Here is a 14,788-nt window from a genome sequence, read left to right as displayed (position 1 = left end):
GTTCAGATGAATTCCGCCACAATTGCCGCTCATTCATCAAAAACCGGTTGACCTCCGGGTCACGACGTCTTTCATCCCGCCTGTACGAAATGCGTACCCAGTCCAGAGACCGAGTTGACATGCGAACCGTGCCCGTCGCCTACAATATTCCCAATCTCCTTACCTACGCGCGCATTCTCGCGGTTCCTCTGATCGTTCTGTGCTTCTTCATCGAGGGCAAGCTGCAAAGCTCGGACTTTGCCCGTTGGACGGCGCTCGGCCTGTTTGCGGTGGCCTCGATCACCGACTTCTTCGACGGCTATCTCGCACGGATCTGGAAGCAGACATCCAATATCGGCCGCATGCTCGACCCGATCGCCGACAAGCTGCTGGTCGCCTCCGTGCTGCTGCTGGTGGCCGCCGATGGCACCATTGCCGGCTGGTCGATCTGGGCCGCGATCATTATTCTTTGCCGCGAAATCCTCGTGTCGGGCCTGCGCGAATATCTGGCAGCGCTGAAGGTCAGCGTGCCGGTAACGCGGATCGCCAAGTGGAAGACGACGATCCAGATGGTAGCCATCGCCCTGCTGCTGGCAGGCCCCGCCGGCGACAAGGTTCTGCCCTATACGACGGAAATCGGCATTATCATGCTATGGCTCGCGGCGGCGATCACGCTCTACACCGGCTACGACTATTTCCGGGCCGGCCTGAAGCATCTGGTGGATGAATGAGAGAGGTCAAGCTCGTCTATTTCGCCTGGGTCCGCGAACGCATTGGCGTCGGTGAGGAGATCGTATCTCTTCCCGACACGGTCGTCACCGCCGGCGATCTCATCGTTTTCCTCAAGACCCGCGGCGAGGATTACGAAGCAGCGCTGGAGCATGAGAACGTCATTCGCGTGGCCATCGACCAGGAGCATGTGGATCATGACGAACCGCTCGGCTCGGCCCGCGAGATCGCGCTCTTTCCGCCGATGACGGGTGGCTGACGAGATGGCTTCGGTGACCGTTCGCGTGCAGGCCGAGGATTTCGACACAGCCGCCGAGATCGAGGCGCTTTCGGTAGGGCGGACCGATATCGGCGCGGTGGTGACCTTTTCCGGCCTCTGCCGGGAGGAAAAAGGCCAGCTGGCGGCGCTGGAGCTGGAGCATTACCCCGGCATGGCGGAAGCCGAGATCCGGCGGATCTGCGAAGAGGCCGTTACGCGCTTCGATCTTCAGGGCGCAACCGCCATCCACCGCTTCGGCCGCATCGACCCCGGCGCGCGCATCGTCCTCGTCATCGCGGCCTCCACCCATCGCCAAGCGGCCTTCGACGGCGCATCCTTCATCATGGACTATCTGAAGACCGCAGCGCCCTTCTGGAAGAAGGAGCATCTTAAGGACGGCACCGCCCGCGGCTGGGTCTCGGCCAAGGACGCGGACGATACGGCGCAGGAGCGGTGGGGGAAAAGCTGAGGCGACGGTGCCGCAGACCGGCAACGCAAACGAACGACAAAAGGCCGAGGCATCACTGCCCCGGCCTTTCGTCGTTCCCGTTCTTTCGACCGGTATCAGCCGACGATTTCGGTGGCCGAGAACCAGTATGCGATTTCTTCGGCAGCGGTTTCCGGAGCGTCGGAGCCATGAACGGAATTTTCGCCGATCGACAGGGCGTGCGTCTTGCGGATCGTGCCTTCGTCGGCGTTGGCAGGGTTGGTCGCGCCCATGATTTCGCGGTTCTTCAGAATGGCGTTCTCGCCTTCCAGAACCTGAACGATCGTCGGGCCGGACGTCATGCCTTCGACCAGTTCGCCGAAGAAGGGGCGTTCCTTGTGCACGGCGTAGAAGCCTTCGGCTTCGCGCTGGCTCATCCAGACGCGCTTGGAGGCGACGACGCGCAGGCCGGCGTCTTCGATCATCTTGGTGATCGCGCCAGTCAGGTTGCGCTTCGTTGCGTCCGGCTTGATCATCGAAAAGGTGCGTTCAATCGCCATGGTGTCAAATCCCTAGGAGTTGCGTTCGTTTGACCGGTTCCTTAGCGAGCCGCCGCGTGCAAGACAAGGGGAATGGCGCGCCGCCGCCGTATTTCGGCGATGGCGCTCCGCAGACAGGAGCCTGCATCAGGCAGCCTCTGCCACACCGGCCGGGGAGATGGCGCGGCCAAGACCGTCGTGGAGATCGAGGCACCGCTCGAACCATTCGGACACCGCATCGCCCGGCTCCAGCAAAGGCCGGGGCGACGTGATGCGAGCCCATTGCAGCGCGCCGAAGACGATATAATCCGCAAACAGCGGTGTCTCGCCGCCGATGAAGGACTGCTTCTTCAGCATGAAGCGCAGGGGGGAGAGCTTGTCCGTGAAGGCCGCACGCTCCTCGGGTGCCGCGGCCACGACCTCTTCGAGCGTCTTTCCAAAGGCCGCCTCGCGGCTCTTGCGGAAATAGGCCTTATCCTCGGGCGCAAGCCGGTCGTGGATATCCATGAGAATGATGCGGACGATCGCCGGATGCAGAACCGTCTGGGAGAAGGCTTCCACGAAGCGGGCCGTCGCTTGGCCGCCCTCCCCGGCAAACAGCGTGGGCCGATCCGGATAGGCCGCGTCCAGATGCAGGGCGATGGCAAAGCTGTCGACGATGGACCGCTCGCCATCGATAAGATACGGCACCATCTTCGTCGCACCGGCTTCAACCTTGGGAATCTCGGTAAAGCCCAGCGGCACAAAGCGGCAGTCGAGCCTCTTGTGGGCAAGCGCCATCACGACCTTCCAGACATGCGGTGAAAACGGTCGTTCCCGATCTTCGCCACACAGGCCGTACAGCATTCTCGTCATGGCGGGTCTCCGGAAGGGTCTCGTTTCGCGGCCATCTGAGCGCGGACGGGACGCGAAAGCAAATCAGCAAATTTCATGAATGGCATCATGCCTGTTGAACCCTTGGCAAGGTAGGGTTGGGTTTTCCGCAGCGCAGGAGCCGCCATGATCGATCATTTCCGTATGTTCGCCGCCTATAACAGCTGGGCCAACGGCCGCATCTATGCCGCAGCCGACGTGCTCGGTGAAGAGGGACGCCGCAGGCAGACCGGCGCCGCCTTCGGCTCCCTGCATGGAACGCTCAACCACCTGCTCGCCACCGACCGGATCTGGATGAAGCGGTTCACGGGCAAGGGCGACGCACCGACCACGCTCGACGCGGTCCTCTTCGAAGATTTTGAAGCACTGAAGGCCGCGCGGATGGCGGAGGACCGGCGGCTTGCGGCGTGGATCGACAGCCTCGGCGCGGACGACCTCGCCGGCGTGTTCACCTACACGCCGATCAGCATTCCCGAGCCGATCACCCAGGCGCTCAGCCCCTGCCTTGCCCACCTCTTCAACCACCAGACACACCATCGCGGCCAGTGCCATATGATCCTGACCTCGCTTGGTCAGCCGAGCGTGGTGCTGGACCTCGTCTTTTTCCAGCGCCAGCAGAAGGGCTGAGGTGTCAGAGCGTGTAGATGTGCAACTGGGTGCGGCGACCGTCGTCCACATCGAGGATGCGGTCGGCGGCGCGGCCGGGGACGGTGAAGCTGTTGCTGACGAAGAGAGTGCCCGAGCGCATCTCGCGCCGCGCCTTTTCGAACAGACGCGCCATCGGCACCGGAGAAAGGAAGCAATAGACCACGTCGTAGGTGCAGAGGTCGGCATCCCACAGGCTGCGATAGACGATGCGGGCATTGGGGAGGCGGCTGAGGGCGATGCGGAGCTTCGAGGCGGCGACAACCAGCGGTGCCGTCTCCAACCCACTGACCTCGACGCCCGGGTGGGCACGGGCGAGGAAGGTGACGACACCGCCCATGCCGCTGCCGAGATCGACAACGCTCTTTGCCCCGGAAGCGGCCACCAGATCGGCGAGCGCCTGCCAGGTTCGTCGGTTGGTGAGATAGAGCGGTACCTGCTCGGAGGCGCTGTTCCAGTAGACCAGCGCGCAGAGCACGAAGGCCGCGAGATAGGCCCAGGCGGGGACGGCATCGCCATAGACCACCGCGACCGGCAGCAGAACCTGCACGACGAGCCAGATGCGCGGCATGCGCAGGAGGAACCCGAGGCCGGCGGCGGCAGCACCCTGCCCGAGCAGGACGGGAAGCGTGCCCGGCGTGATCCAGCGCGACAGCGAGAGGACGGCGACGAGGACGAGCGCCTGACAGGCGAGGACCTTGATCCAGGGAAGAAGCTGGTTGCGCAGGACGCTCATGACAGACGTTCCGTTTCCTGTGGTTCGACGCTCGTCTCATCCGAGCGCAGGCACTGCCGCAACCGATTCGCATCTGGGCAGTGGGTTGCGAAGCTATCGCAGGTTTTCCCGTTTTCACGAGAGAGAAAAGGTGGGTATGTTTTTGCCGGCAGGACGACTCTCTGCTCACTTCAACGTCAGGAGGACGAGAAGAGTGCTGACAGGGGAGGCCTTGAAGTTTACGTAAGCATATCGGGATATAGTGCCGGAAACGACCGGCGAACGCGGCATGCGCAGGATGGATAGAGACGTGGCAACGAGAGAACAGATCAGCCGAAGCGGCACGGGCGTCAGAAACGACCGGCATGTCGCGGAGCAGACCAACGGCGTGGTGCAGCGTGTGGCGCAGGCCATGGCGCATCTCGGCGTGCAGCCCTTGCCGCGCAATTACGAGCTGTTCTACGACGCGATGTCCGGCGGACCGTCGGGCCTCAGCCGCGATCTCGCGGCACTGGGGGCCGCCCCTTCGCAAAAGGCGCTCGACGCGATCGGCCATCGGCGCAAGCTACCCGGGCATATGGGGCAGGCGCTTGGGCAGGCCCAGCAAGCGGCCATGGAAGCGATACAGACCATGACGACGGCGATCTCGGGGGAAAGCCGGCCCAAGGCCGAAGCCTTCGACGCGCTTGATGCCTTCCTGCAAAGGCTCGATGCGGACCCCGTCATGTCGATGTCGGACTTCGCCGAGGAGGCTCGCGCGCTGCGCCAGACGCTGACCCAACTGCGCAAGCGCGAGAAGCGGCTGGTGGAGGCGCTGGAAACCACGGTCGCAGCACTCGGCGATGCACAGGGGCGGATTGCAGCCGACCAGCGGGCGGTGCTTCGCGACGCATTGACGGGGCTGCCGAACGGCACAGCGCTTTCGATGAAGATCGCGGGTCTGTTCGACGAGGCCGACGTGACGACAAAGCCGGCTGCGCTGGTTCTGGTGATCGTGGAGCGGTTGAAGATGCTCACCGGACAGCATGGGCCGGAGACCGGCGAGAAGGCCGTGAAGAAATGCGCCGCGATCTTCCGCAAATCGGTGAAGAAGAGCGATGTCGTGGCACGCATCGGATATGACGCCTTCGCATTTCTGCTAAACGATGTCAGCGAGCAGAACGCGCAGGCCATCGCGACCCGTATCCGCGATGCCGTGCAGTCTCTCCAGATCCGCCTCGCCAGCCGCGAATTCACCACCGAGGCGCTGTCGCTCTCCGCCGGCATCGCGACGACGGCCACCGTCAACGGGCCGCAGGACCTGATGCATCATGCCGAAATGGCGCTGACCGTGGTCCGTGCGGACGGGCGACAGGGCATCCTGCGGTGCACGCCGATGATGTGCGCGCAGATCGCCGGGCTGCAACGGGCGTAAAGGCGGAACGGGAGTCCTGCGGCTTCTCTTGCCTTCCGGCCCTACATCGGCCAAAACGCCGGCATGATTACGATATCCAATCTCTCGGCCCGCATCGCCGGACGCCTCCTGATCGACCACGCCAATATATCGCTCCCCGAGGGGACGAAAGCCGGCCTCGTGGGGCGCAACGGCGCGGGCAAGTCCACGCTGTTTCGCATCCTGACCGGGCAGATGGAGAGCGAGAGCGGCTTCATCTCCATTCCCAAGAACGCCCGCATGGGACAGGTGGCGCAGGAAGCGCCGGGGACGGAAGAGCCGCTGATCGAGATCGTGCTGAAGGCCGACAAGGAGCGCGAGGCGCTGCTGGCGGAGGCAGAGACGGCCACCGACCCCAACCGGATCGCCGACATCCAGATGCGGCTTGCCGATATCCAGGCGCATTCGGCCGAAGCCCGCGCGGCCTCGATCCTTGCTGGTCTCGGCTTCGACCATGAGGCGCAGCTGCGCCCGGCCTCGTCCTTCTCCGGCGGCTGGCGCATGCGCGTGGCGCTGGCGGCCGTGCTCTTCTCAGAGCCGGATCTGCTGCTGCTCGACGAGCCGACCAACTATCTCGACCTCGAAGGCACGCTGTGGCTGGAGGATTACATCCGCCGCTACCCGCACACCGTCATCATCATCAGCCACGACCGCGACCTGCTCAACACCGCCGTCAACGCCATCATCCATCTCGACCAGCAGAAGCTGACCTTCTACCGCGGCTCCTACGACCAGTTCGAGCGCCAGCGCGCCGAGGCGATGGAGTTGCAGACCAAGGCGAAGGTGAAGAACGATGCGGCGCGCAAGCACCTGCAAACCTTCATCGACCGCTTCAAGGCCAAGGCCTCGAAGGCCCGGCAGGCGCAGAGCCGCGTCAAGGCGCTGGAGCGCATGGGCACGGTCGCCTCGGTGATCGAGGACCATGTGCAGCCGATCACGTTTCCGGTACCCGAGAAGCAGCCGGCGTCGCCGATCATCCAGTTGCAGAACGCCTCCGTCGGCTACACGCCGGGCAAGCCGATCCTCAAGAACATTACGCTGCGGATCGACAATGACGACCGCATCGCGCTGCTCGGCTCGAACGGCAACGGCAAGTCCACCTTCGCGAAGTTCGTCTCCGCGCGGCTGGATGCGGATGGCGGCGAGATCAAGCTGGCGCCGAACCTGAAGATCGGCTTCTTCGCGCAGCACCAGATGGACGACCTCGTGCCGGCCGATTCGCCCGTCGAGCATGTCCGCCGCCTGATGCCGGGCGTTCCCGAGGCCAAGGTCCGCGCCCGCGTGGCGCAGATGGGGCTCGCGACCGAGAAGATGTCGACAGCGGCCAAGGATCTCTCCGGCGGCGAAAAAGCGCGCCTTCTGATGGGTCTCGCGGCCTTCCACCACCCCAACCTGCTGATCCTCGATGAACCGACCAACCATCTCGACATCGACAGCCGGCGCGCGCTCATCGAGGCGCTGAACGATTACGACGGCGCCGTGATCCTGATCTCGCACGACCGCCACCTGATCGAGGCGACCGTCGACCGTCTGTGGCTGGTCAACAACGGCACGGTGTCGAATTTCGACGGCGATATGGAGGAATACCGGAGCCTCATCGTCTCTTCTGGTAAAAAAAAAGACGAAAAGCCTGAGGTAATCGAGGACGCTACGTCGAAAGCCGATCAGCGCAAGGCGAATGCGGAGAAACGCGCCACCCTCGCGCCGCTGCGCAAGAAGATCAACGATATCGAGTCCTTGACGGCAAAGCTTGAGAAGCAGATTCAGGCGCTTGATGCAGAGCTTGCGGACCCCGTGCTCTACGAGAAGTTCCCCGCGAAGGCCGCCGAGAAGGTGAAGCAGCGCGGCGAGACGGCGGCGAAGCTGAGCACGGCCGAAGAGCAGTGGCTGGACCTGTCCGCGCAATATGAGGAGGCGATGGCCGGCTGACGGCCCGCTTCCTGTTCTTATCCCCTCGACCGGCTTCAACGGAAAGGCAGACACCCCATGCACCTTTACCTCGAGACCGACGACGACGCCCGCACGCTCGACTTCGTGGCGCACGAGAATGCGCATGCGGACGCCGTACTGAAGACGGAGGCCTTCGAAGCGGACGCTGCAGCCTTCAAGGCGATGATGGAGCGCGACGACCGGCTGATCCATTTTTCCCGCCGAGGCGACTGGCTGAATACGTTCCGCAAGACGGCCGGAAACCCGATGGGCGTCTGGCAGAGGCTGCCGGCAACCGAGGCCCCGGTGCCGGAGGCGGCATGGGAGACGATGTTCGACCTCGACGCCTACAACGCCGCCGAAGGCCGCACATGGATCTGGCGCGGTGCCGTCACCTGCCCCTGGGATCCGTCGCGCGTGCTCCTGTCGCTGTCGGACGGCGGATCGGACCTGCGTATCTTCCGGGAGTTCGACTGCGAGACCCTCGCCTTCGTGGAAGGCGGGTTCTCGACACCGCTCGCCCGGTCGCATGCCACGTGGGAAAGCCTCGACCACATCCTCTATTTCGGCTCGATCGACCGGATATCGGCCACACAATCGAGCTGGCCGCGGGTCGGTCGGCGCGTGGCGCGCGGGCAGGATGTTGCAAATGCTGCGACCGTCTTTGCTGCGGAGGACAGCGACGTCACCGGATATGCGGCAGTTTATGGCTCTGAGATGCTGCACGTTTCCAGCGACGACAGCCTTTCCAGCAACGATAGAGTGGCGATCTTCACGGCCGTCCACACCATCGGCACGGCCAGCCATGTCGTCTCGAAAAACGGCGGAACGCCGGTGCGGATCGACATCCCCAAAGAGAGCGACGCGGACTGTAACCCTCGGTTCTGCCTGTGGCGGGCAAAAACGGATGAGCGGGTTCCAAGCGGCTCACTGGTGCTGCAGGAGCTTCCCGAGCGGCTCGGCAGCGACCAGCCGCCTGCGCCGGCGCGCGTCCTGTTCACGCCATCAGGTCGTCGGTTCTGCACCGGCTTCATGCTGCTTCGCGACTGGTGCGTCTTCACCGTCGCCGACAATATGACACCGCGCCTGTTTCTGCTCGATCTGGCAACCGAGGGCGCCGAACCGTTCGAATTGGCGTTGCCAGGCGGTGTGGAAACCCTATCCTATCATCCGCTCTATTCGGACCTGCATCTGGGCGACGACACCCTGATCGTTTCGGGACAAGGCTTCCTGCAACCGCCGACGCTCTATCGGCTGGAGTTGTCCGACCGGACGACGCCGCTGGCGCTGCACCCCGTTGCAGACTCGCCGAGCTATTTCGACGCGAGCGGCATGTCGAGCCAGCTGCTGGAAGCGATGTCGGACGACGGGACGGCGGTACCCTACAGGCTCGTCCTGCCCGCAACCTTCGAGATGGGCGCCCTGCCCGTGCTTCTCTACGGCTATGGCGGTTTTGAAGTGCCGTTGCAGCCTTACTACTCTGGCGTCACCGGCCGCTGGCTGGAACAGGGCGGCGCCTATGTGCAGGCCTATATTCGCGGCGGCGGCGAGTTTGGCGCAGAGTGGCACCGTGTGGCGAAGCGCGATGGACGGCACCGGGCGTTTGCCGACTTCGCCGCCATCGCCTGCGACCTCGTTGCCCGCGGCTACACCAAACCCCGCAATATCGCCTGCAATGGCGGCAGCAATGGCGGACTTCTGACCGGGGTGATGCTGACGCGCTATCCCGACCTCTTCGGCGCTGTGTGGTGCCAGGTACCGGTGCTCGATATGCTGCGCTTCCACACCTTCCCGGCCGGACGGGCGTGGATGGACGAATATGGCGACCCCGACAATGCGCAGGACCGCGACGCGATGCTGGCCTATTCGCCGCTACAGGCCGCGCGCCCGGCGACGGAGGTCGCCTACCCGCCGATCTACATCGAAAGCTCCAGCAATGACGACCGGGTACATCCCTCGCATGCCCGCCGCTTTGCCGCACGGCTGCGGGAGCTTGGCCACGATCCGCTGTTTCACGAATTCACATCCGGTGGCCATGGCGGCGAAGGCGACACGGCGGCCTCCGCTGCCCGAATCGCGACGGGCTACAGCTTCCTGCGACAGACGATCATGAAGCCTGTCGCAAAGGAATGATGCGGGCTAACCAAGCTCGCCTAACCCAATTCGAAAGTGGTGATGCCGAAGATGCGGGAGAGCGGCAGGTCGGGAACCTCGCCGCGATACATGCGCGCCGTCTCGAACACGGGTTGCAGATTGTAGCGATCGCAAAGTGCCTTTGCAGCGCCGTTCGGCTCGGGGATATCGAGGAAGATCTGGCCGTCGCCGCCCATCTCGAGGCCGGTCGCGACCAGCTTTCGGAACAGGAGATCGGCACCGGTTTCCGTATCGGCGAACAGCGGCCCGATCTTCTGGCCCTCGCGGCAGGTGCGAATCGTGCCGTAGCCCTGTACGTCCGTGCCGCGCAGGAGCGCGATGCTCTGCCGGGTCGGCTGGGTCTTCAGCCATTGCCCGAGGAAGGCCTCGCGTCGCGCTGGCGAAAAGCGAGCGTCGTAGTCGATAAGCAGCGGCAGATGAACGGGGGCGACCTCGACCAGATCCGTGCCGGGCGGCGCTGTCACCTGCGGCGTTCCGCCATAGCGCATGTTGGCATGGGCATAGGCAAAGCCGGAACGCTGATAGCGTGCCTGCTGGGCGACGACGCCGTCGAGGCCGACGATGCGGGTACCTTGCGCGGAAAGCGCCGCCTGCCACAGGGCATAGCCAAGCCCCTGTCCCCGGAAGTCGGGATGCGCCATGTAGAAGCCGAGGAAGGCGTAATCCGGGCCGAAGCGGACGACCGAGATGGCCGCCGCGAGCGTGCCGTCCGCCTCCGCTACCCAGAAACCCTCAGGGTCGGCCGCGTAAAACGCGGCGGCATCGTCGAGGCCGGGATTCCAGCCTTCGCGCGCGGCCCATTCGATGATCTCGTCGATTTCGGCACGGGTGGCGTTGCGTATCGTCGGGGACATGCGATTTCCTTGGTTCGTTCTTTCGGGCGGTCATCATTGCAAGGCCGGACCGCCTTGCCCGCTCCGGCCTTTCTGGTACAAAGCCGGACATAAGTCATACAATCTGGCGGAACACCCATGAACCCCATCTCTATTGCTGTCGTCGGCGTTGGCAAGATCGCGCGCGATCAGCATCTGCCATCCATTCACAACAATCCCGGATACCGGCTGGTCGCGGCCGCAAGCCGGCACGGCAGCGTCGATGGCGTCGAGAACTTCACCGCCATCGAGGACATGCTGGCCACCATGCCGGAGATCGAGGCGGTCTCCCTCTGCATGCCACCACGCGTTCGGTTCGACGCCGCCTACAAGGCGCTGGAAACTGGCAAGCACGTCTTCCTCGAAAAGCCGCCGGGTGCGACGCTGAGCGAGGTCGCCATCCTCGAGGCACTGGCGAAGGAGAAGAACGTCACGCTGTTTACGAGCTGGCATTCGCGCTTCGGCCCCGCCGTCGAGCCGGCACGGGCTTTTCTCGCCGAAAAGACGATCCGCCGCGTCGATATCATCTGGAACGAGGACGTGCGACGCTGGCACCCGAACCAGGACTGGATCTGGGAGGCGGGCGGCCTTGGCGTGTTCGATCCCGGCATCAATGCCCTCTCCATCATGACGCATATCCTGCCCATGCCAGTCTTCGTCACCCGCTCGACGCTCGAAATCCCCGAAAACCGCGATGCGCCGATTGCAGCACAGATCGACTTCCAGAGCGCGTCGGGCATTCCCGTGACCGCCGACATGGACTGGCGCCGCCAGTCGAGCGACGACCGCTGGGACATCATCGTGGAGACGGATGCCGGAACGATGATTCTCGGCAATGGCGGCGCCCGCCTTTCGGTCGATGGCGTGATGCGCGCCGACGAGCAGGAAACGGAATATCCGACACTCTACGCCCGTTTCCACGACCTCGTGCGCGCCGGGCGCTCCGAGGTCGATGTTGCCCCGCTCCGCCACATCGCCGATATCTTCATGCTCGGCAGCCGGAAGACGGTCGAGGCTTTCTACGACTGAGGTTGAGGGTGTCGGACCTTCGGCCGTCCGGACCGACAAATATCCGTTTGTTATTCCGCATATATACCGAAGAGTGAGACCTTAGGTCCGCCAGGTCAGAGACCCGCCATCTCGATGTCTTGGGGTGGCTTGCACATATGTGCCTGCTCGCAGACGGCAATAAGCGGATCTCGCACGGTGTCGAGACCGTTCGGGCACACGCGACAGTGTGGATTGTTCGTGTTGCGACGTTGAACATGTCGCGGAGGCTCACCCCAGCCGCGATCTGTCTTCAAAGGCTAAAACTCCAAAGCACCTTTACCTGCACCGCCAATCCCTCGAACGACCGTGTCAGATGAGGACGGACGCCGAAGCGTCCGTCCATTATTTCGTGCTAGATCAACCGGCAAGCGGTGCGCCCCAGCCGCCCCAGATGTAGATGGAGAAGAAGAGGAAGAGCCAGACGACATCGACGAAGTGCCAGTACCATGCGGCGGCTTCGAAGCCGAAGTGTTGCTGGGGGGTGAAGTCACCCCTCAGCGCGCGGATGAGGCAGACCGCGAGGAAGATGGTGCCGACGAGGACGTGGAAGCCGTGGAAGCCGGTGGCCATGAAGAAGGTTGCGCCGTAGATCGAGTCCTTGAAGGCGAACGGCGCGTGGAGGTATTCGTAGGCCTGCACGAAAGAGAAGAGCACACCCAGCACGACCGTCAGCGTCAGGCCGTTGATGAGGCCTTTGCGGTCGCCGTGGAGCAGCGCATGATGCGCCCAGGTGACCGTGGTGCCAGACAGCAGCAGGATGACGGTGTTGTAAAGCGGCAGGTGCCATGGATCGAGAACCTCGATGCCCTTTGGCGGCCACTGTCCACCGGTAAAGGCAGTGCGGGTCGCCTGGATGGCCTCGCCGGGGAACAGGCTGGCGTCGAAATAGGCCCAGAACCAGGCGACGAAGAACATCACTTCCGACGCGATGAACATGATCATGCCGTAGCGCAGATGCAGCGACACGACGCGGGTGTGATGACCCTCATGGGCCTCCTTCACCGTGTCCGCCCACCAGGCGTACATCGTGTAGAGCACGATCGCGAGGCCGATGAAGAGAATCCACGGATTGGCCCATTCCAGGCCGAACATCTTGAACGAGCCGCCGGAGAGATAGCGCATATAGGCGACGCCGCCGAAGGCCATGACGAAGGCGCCGATGGAGGCGAGCAGCGGCCAGGGGCTGGGATCGATGATGTGATAGTCGTGGTTCTTCTGATGCGTGTCGGCCATGTCGTTCTCCCCGTCGTCCCCTCGCCTGAAGCGGTCCGGTCTTGCCGTTCCACTCTTCCCGAACGCCCGCGAGATTACAAGCGTGCGATCGGTCTCCTGATGTCGTTCACGCCCCGCCGGCCCTGCCGGTGCGGCGCGTTAAAGTTTTCTGTCCGGCACGGTGCCGTCCTTGGGCTTCAATGCAGCGACCGGCTTTGACGGCTGGCGCGCATAGAAGGTGTAGGACAAAGTGAGCGTGCCGATGTCTTTCGTTTCAGCCGCCTTGACGATCTCCGGATCGACGAAGAAGACGACGGGCATCTCCAGTTCCTCGCCCGGCTGCAGCGTCGTCTCGGTGAAGCAGAAGCACTGGACCTTGTTGAAATAGGCGCCACCCTGCATGGGCGTGACGTTGAAAACGGCCTGCCCCGTCGTCGGGACGTTCGCCATGTTCTTCGCCTTGAATTCGACCTGCACCGTCTCGCCGATCTTCGGCGAGATCTCGCGCACGACCGGCGTGAAGCGCCAGGGCAGATCGCCGGACGTATTGGCATCGAAGGTGACGCGGATGGTCCGGTCGAGGATCGTGTCGGAAGCCTGCTCGACGCGCTTCGTCGTGCCGTTATAGCCGGTAACCTTGCAGAACATGTCGTAGAGCGGCACGGCGGCATAGGCCATGCCGACCATGCCCACGACGAAGGCGACGCAGGCGCCGACGATCACGCCATTGCGGCGTTCAGCCTGTGAGGTTGGTCGTGCCGGATGCGATACCATGGCCGTCCTTCTCCTAGTGCGTAAGGCCGTTGGAAAATTTGACGAGCGTAACGATGTAGAACAGGGCCACAAGGCCCAAGAGCACAAGGCCGAGCGCGATGTTGCGGCCGCGTCGGGCGCGCTTCTGGGCAGGGGTTAGCGTGATGAAATCCATCAGAAGCCCTTTCCGAAGGCTTGCAGCAGCGCCAGCACCGCGCGGTCGGCGAGAAGCGCCGAGAAGATCGCGAAGAGATAGATCAGGGAGAAGGCGAAGAGCTTCTTGGCCGGCAGCATCTTCTCGTCCGTCTCGGACATGGACTGCACCTTGATGGCATACCAGACGAAGCCGAGGCCGAGCGCCAGCGCGACGATGCCGTAGCCGATGCTGGCAAAGCCAAGCAGCGTCGGACAGATGCCGGCCACCGCCGTCAGCACGGCATAGACGAGGATCTGCACCTTGGTCGCGGGAATGCCCTTGACGTTCGGCAGCATGGGTACGCCGACGGCACCGTATTCGCCCATCTTGAAGAGGGCCAGCGCCCAGAAATGGGCGGGCGTCCAGAGGAAGATGATGAGGAAGAGGACGATGCTCTCGATGGACACGCCGCCGGTGACGCAGGCCCAGCCGATCATCGGCGGAAAGGCGCCGGCCGCACCGCCGATGACGATGTTTTGCGGCGTCGCCCGCTTCAGCCACATCGTGTAGACGACGGCATAGAAGAAGATGGTGAAGGCGAGAAAGCCGGCGGCGAACCAGCCGACCACGAGGCCGAGGATGCAGACCGAGAATGCCGAGAGCGTCAGGCCGAAGCCAAGCGCTTCCTCGCCCGTGATGCGACCGGCAGGGATAGGCCGCGTCGCCGTGCGCTTCATCACCGCGTCGATATCGGCATCGTACCACATGTTGAGCGCGCCGGACGCGCCGGCGCCCACCGCGATGCAGAGAATGGCGACGAAACCGATGAACGGGTTGATCTCACCGGGCGCCAATACCATGCCGGCAAAGGCCGTAAACACCACGAGCGACATGACGCGGGGTTTCAGGAGCGCCCAGTAATCGCGCGCCGAGGCCTCCGACAGGCGGATATCGCCGTCGTTGAGGTTTCCGGTGGTGTCGATGACTGTCATTCCGGTTGTGTTCCTTCATGCGTTTTCGGGTGGGGCTGTTGGCCCTTACCCTAAGCGAGGCTGCGGGTTGTGGCTGCCCCTCACCCTAGCCC

The 14,788-nt window shown here is 63.6% G+C and carries 16 protein-coding genes; 8 read left to right on the top strand and 8 right to left on the bottom strand.

Annotated elements, in window-relative coordinates; translation table 11 throughout:
• Positions 1 to 119: 119 nt before the first annotated feature.
• From pgsA to GA0004734_RS09095, 3 genes are read left to right on the top strand one after another with little or no spacing between them, the layout of a single operon-like run.
• Positions 120 to 710: a CDP-diacylglycerol--glycerol-3-phosphate 3-phosphatidyltransferase gene (gene pgsA / locus GA0004734_RS09105; protein ID WP_092933103.1), complete on the top strand. Its 591-nt coding sequence runs from the start codon at positions 120 to 122 to the stop codon at positions 708 to 710.
• Positions 707 to 967, top strand: coding sequence for a molybdopterin converting factor subunit 1 (moaD, locus tag GA0004734_RS09100; RefSeq protein ID WP_092933101.1), 261 nt, complete (start codon positions 707 to 709; stop codon positions 965 to 967). The genes pgsA and moaD overlap by 4 nt, the downstream gene beginning before the upstream one ends.
• Before the next feature lie 4 nt (positions 968 to 971).
• Positions 972 to 1,436 carry a molybdenum cofactor biosynthesis protein MoaE gene (locus GA0004734_RS09095; RefSeq protein ID WP_092936104.1) on the top strand — a complete coding sequence of 155 codons (465 nt, stop codon included), beginning with the start codon at positions 972 to 974 and terminating at the stop codon, positions 1,434 to 1,436.
• Positions 1,437 to 1,531: 95 nt separating this feature from the next.
• On the opposite strand, the gene ndk is transcribed toward GA0004734_RS09095, so the two are convergent.
• Positions 1,532 to 1,954, bottom strand: a complete 423-nt coding sequence (ndk, locus tag GA0004734_RS09090; RefSeq protein ID WP_092933099.1) for a nucleoside-diphosphate kinase — start codon at positions 1,952 to 1,954, stop codon at positions 1,532 to 1,534.
• A gap of 126 nt (positions 1,955 to 2,080) precedes the next feature.
• Positions 2,081 to 2,788 (bottom strand): glutathione S-transferase family protein, encoded by a 708-nt coding sequence (locus tag GA0004734_RS09085; RefSeq protein ID WP_092933097.1) that lies wholly within the window; start codon positions 2,786 to 2,788, stop codon positions 2,081 to 2,083.
• Between the two features lie 144 nt (positions 2,789 to 2,932).
• Between GA0004734_RS09085 and GA0004734_RS09080 the strand changes: the two genes are divergently transcribed.
• Positions 2,933 to 3,433, top strand: coding sequence for a DinB family protein (locus GA0004734_RS09080; protein ID WP_092933095.1), 501 nt, complete (start codon positions 2,933 to 2,935; stop codon positions 3,431 to 3,433).
• A 4-nt stretch (positions 3,434 to 3,437) separates the two neighbouring features.
• Here GA0004734_RS09080 and GA0004734_RS09075 read toward each other — a convergent pair whose 3' ends face one another.
• A complete protein-coding gene (locus GA0004734_RS09075; protein WP_092933093.1) occupies positions 3,438 to 4,187 on the bottom strand; it encodes a class I SAM-dependent methyltransferase in 750 nt (249 codons plus the stop codon).
• Between the two features lie 289 nt (positions 4,188 to 4,476).
• Here GA0004734_RS09075 and GA0004734_RS09070 point away from each other — a divergent pair, with 289 nt between their 5' ends.
• The 3 genes from GA0004734_RS09070 (at position 4,477) to GA0004734_RS09060 (ending at position 9,660) form a co-directional block, all read left to right on the top strand.
• Entirely contained in the window at positions 4,477 to 5,580 is a 1,104-nt protein-coding gene (locus GA0004734_RS09070) for a GGDEF domain-containing protein (RefSeq protein ID WP_175386285.1), read from the top strand.
• Between the two features lie 63 nt (positions 5,581 to 5,643).
• Complete coding sequence (locus GA0004734_RS09065; protein ID WP_092933089.1) at positions 5,644 to 7,527, top strand: ABC-F family ATP-binding cassette domain-containing protein; 1,884 nt, start codon at positions 5,644 to 5,646, stop codon at positions 7,525 to 7,527.
• A 57-nt stretch (positions 7,528 to 7,584) separates the two neighbouring features.
• Positions 7,585 to 9,660 (top strand): prolyl oligopeptidase family serine peptidase, encoded by a 2,076-nt coding sequence (locus GA0004734_RS09060; RefSeq protein WP_092933087.1) that lies wholly within the window; start codon positions 7,585 to 7,587, stop codon positions 9,658 to 9,660.
• A gap of 20 nt (positions 9,661 to 9,680) precedes the next feature.
• Here the strand turns inward: GA0004734_RS09060 and GA0004734_RS09055 are convergent, their stop codons facing one another.
• On the bottom strand, positions 9,681 to 10,535 hold the full coding sequence (locus tag GA0004734_RS09055; RefSeq protein ID WP_092933085.1) for a GNAT family N-acetyltransferase: 855 nt from the start codon (positions 10,533 to 10,535) through the stop codon (positions 9,681 to 9,683).
• A 117-nt stretch (positions 10,536 to 10,652) separates the two neighbouring features.
• On the opposite strand from GA0004734_RS09055, the gene GA0004734_RS09050 reads away from it, so the two are divergent.
• Positions 10,653 to 11,582: a Gfo/Idh/MocA family protein gene (locus tag GA0004734_RS09050; protein ID WP_092933083.1), complete on the top strand. Its 930-nt coding sequence runs from the start codon at positions 10,653 to 10,655 to the stop codon at positions 11,580 to 11,582.
• 378 nt (positions 11,583 to 11,960) lie between these two features.
• Here GA0004734_RS09050 and GA0004734_RS09045 read toward each other — a convergent pair whose 3' ends face one another.
• From GA0004734_RS09045 to GA0004734_RS09035, 4 genes are all read right to left on the bottom strand, one after another.
• Positions 11,961 to 12,836: a cytochrome c oxidase subunit 3 gene (locus GA0004734_RS09045; RefSeq protein WP_092933081.1), complete on the bottom strand. Its 876-nt coding sequence runs from the start codon at positions 12,834 to 12,836 to the stop codon at positions 11,961 to 11,963.
• A gap of 138 nt (positions 12,837 to 12,974) precedes the next feature.
• Positions 12,975 to 13,589 (bottom strand): cytochrome c oxidase assembly protein, encoded by a 615-nt coding sequence (locus GA0004734_RS09040; protein WP_092933079.1) that lies wholly within the window; start codon positions 13,587 to 13,589, stop codon positions 12,975 to 12,977.
• Positions 13,590 to 13,602: 13 nt separating this feature from the next.
• A complete protein-coding gene (locus tag GA0004734_RS25925; RefSeq protein ID WP_092933077.1) occupies positions 13,603 to 13,743 on the bottom strand; it encodes a hypothetical protein in 141 nt (46 codons plus the stop codon).
• Entirely contained in the window at positions 13,743 to 14,696 is a 954-nt protein-coding gene (locus tag GA0004734_RS09035; protein WP_092933075.1) for a heme o synthase, read from the bottom strand. The genes GA0004734_RS25925 and GA0004734_RS09035 overlap by 1 nt, the downstream gene beginning before the upstream one ends.
• Positions 14,697 to 14,788 lie beyond the last annotated feature (92 nt).

Origin of the sequence: Rhizobium sp. 9140 (assembly GCF_900067135.1) — a bacterium.
Classification (GTDB): Bacteria; Pseudomonadota; Alphaproteobacteria; order Rhizobiales; family Rhizobiaceae; genus Ferranicluibacter.
Note: the sequence above shows the minus strand (reverse complement) of the source record. Positions and strands in the feature narration are given on the sequence as shown.

Coding starts and splice junctions, on each gene's coding strand:
- pgsA (WP_092933103.1), top strand. CDS start 120: ATGCGAACCGTGCCCGTCGCCTACAATATTCCCAATCTCCTTACCTAC.
- moaD (WP_092933101.1), top strand. CDS start 707: ATGAGAGAGGTCAAGCTCGTCTATTTCGCCTGGGTCCGCGAACGCATT.
- GA0004734_RS09095 (WP_092936104.1), top strand. CDS start 972: ATGGCTTCGGTGACCGTTCGCGTGCAGGCCGAGGATTTCGACACAGCC.
- ndk (WP_092933099.1), bottom strand. CDS start 1,954: ATGGCGATTGAACGCACCTTTTCGATGATCAAGCCGGACGCAACGAAG.
- GA0004734_RS09085 (WP_092933097.1), bottom strand. CDS start 2,788: ATGACGAGAATGCTGTACGGCCTGTGTGGCGAAGATCGGGAACGACCG.
- GA0004734_RS09080 (WP_092933095.1), top strand. CDS start 2,933: ATGATCGATCATTTCCGTATGTTCGCCGCCTATAACAGCTGGGCCAAC.
- GA0004734_RS09075 (WP_092933093.1), bottom strand. CDS start 4,187: ATGAGCGTCCTGCGCAACCAGCTTCTTCCCTGGATCAAGGTCCTCGCC.
- GA0004734_RS09065 (WP_092933089.1), top strand. CDS start 5,644: ATGATTACGATATCCAATCTCTCGGCCCGCATCGCCGGACGCCTCCTG.
- GA0004734_RS09060 (WP_092933087.1), top strand. CDS start 7,585: ATGCACCTTTACCTCGAGACCGACGACGACGCCCGCACGCTCGACTTC.
- GA0004734_RS09055 (WP_092933085.1), bottom strand. CDS start 10,535: ATGTCCCCGACGATACGCAACGCCACCCGTGCCGAAATCGACGAGATC.
- GA0004734_RS09050 (WP_092933083.1), top strand. CDS start 10,653: ATGAACCCCATCTCTATTGCTGTCGTCGGCGTTGGCAAGATCGCGCGC.
- GA0004734_RS09045 (WP_092933081.1), bottom strand. CDS start 12,836: ATGGCCGACACGCATCAGAAGAACCACGACTATCACATCATCGATCCC.
- GA0004734_RS09040 (WP_092933079.1), bottom strand. CDS start 13,589: ATGGTATCGCATCCGGCACGACCAACCTCACAGGCTGAACGCCGCAAT.
- GA0004734_RS25925 (WP_092933077.1), bottom strand. CDS start 13,743: ATGGATTTCATCACGCTAACCCCTGCCCAGAAGCGCGCCCGACGCGGC.
- GA0004734_RS09035 (WP_092933075.1), bottom strand. CDS start 14,696: ATGACAGTCATCGACACCACCGGAAACCTCAACGACGGCGATATCCGC.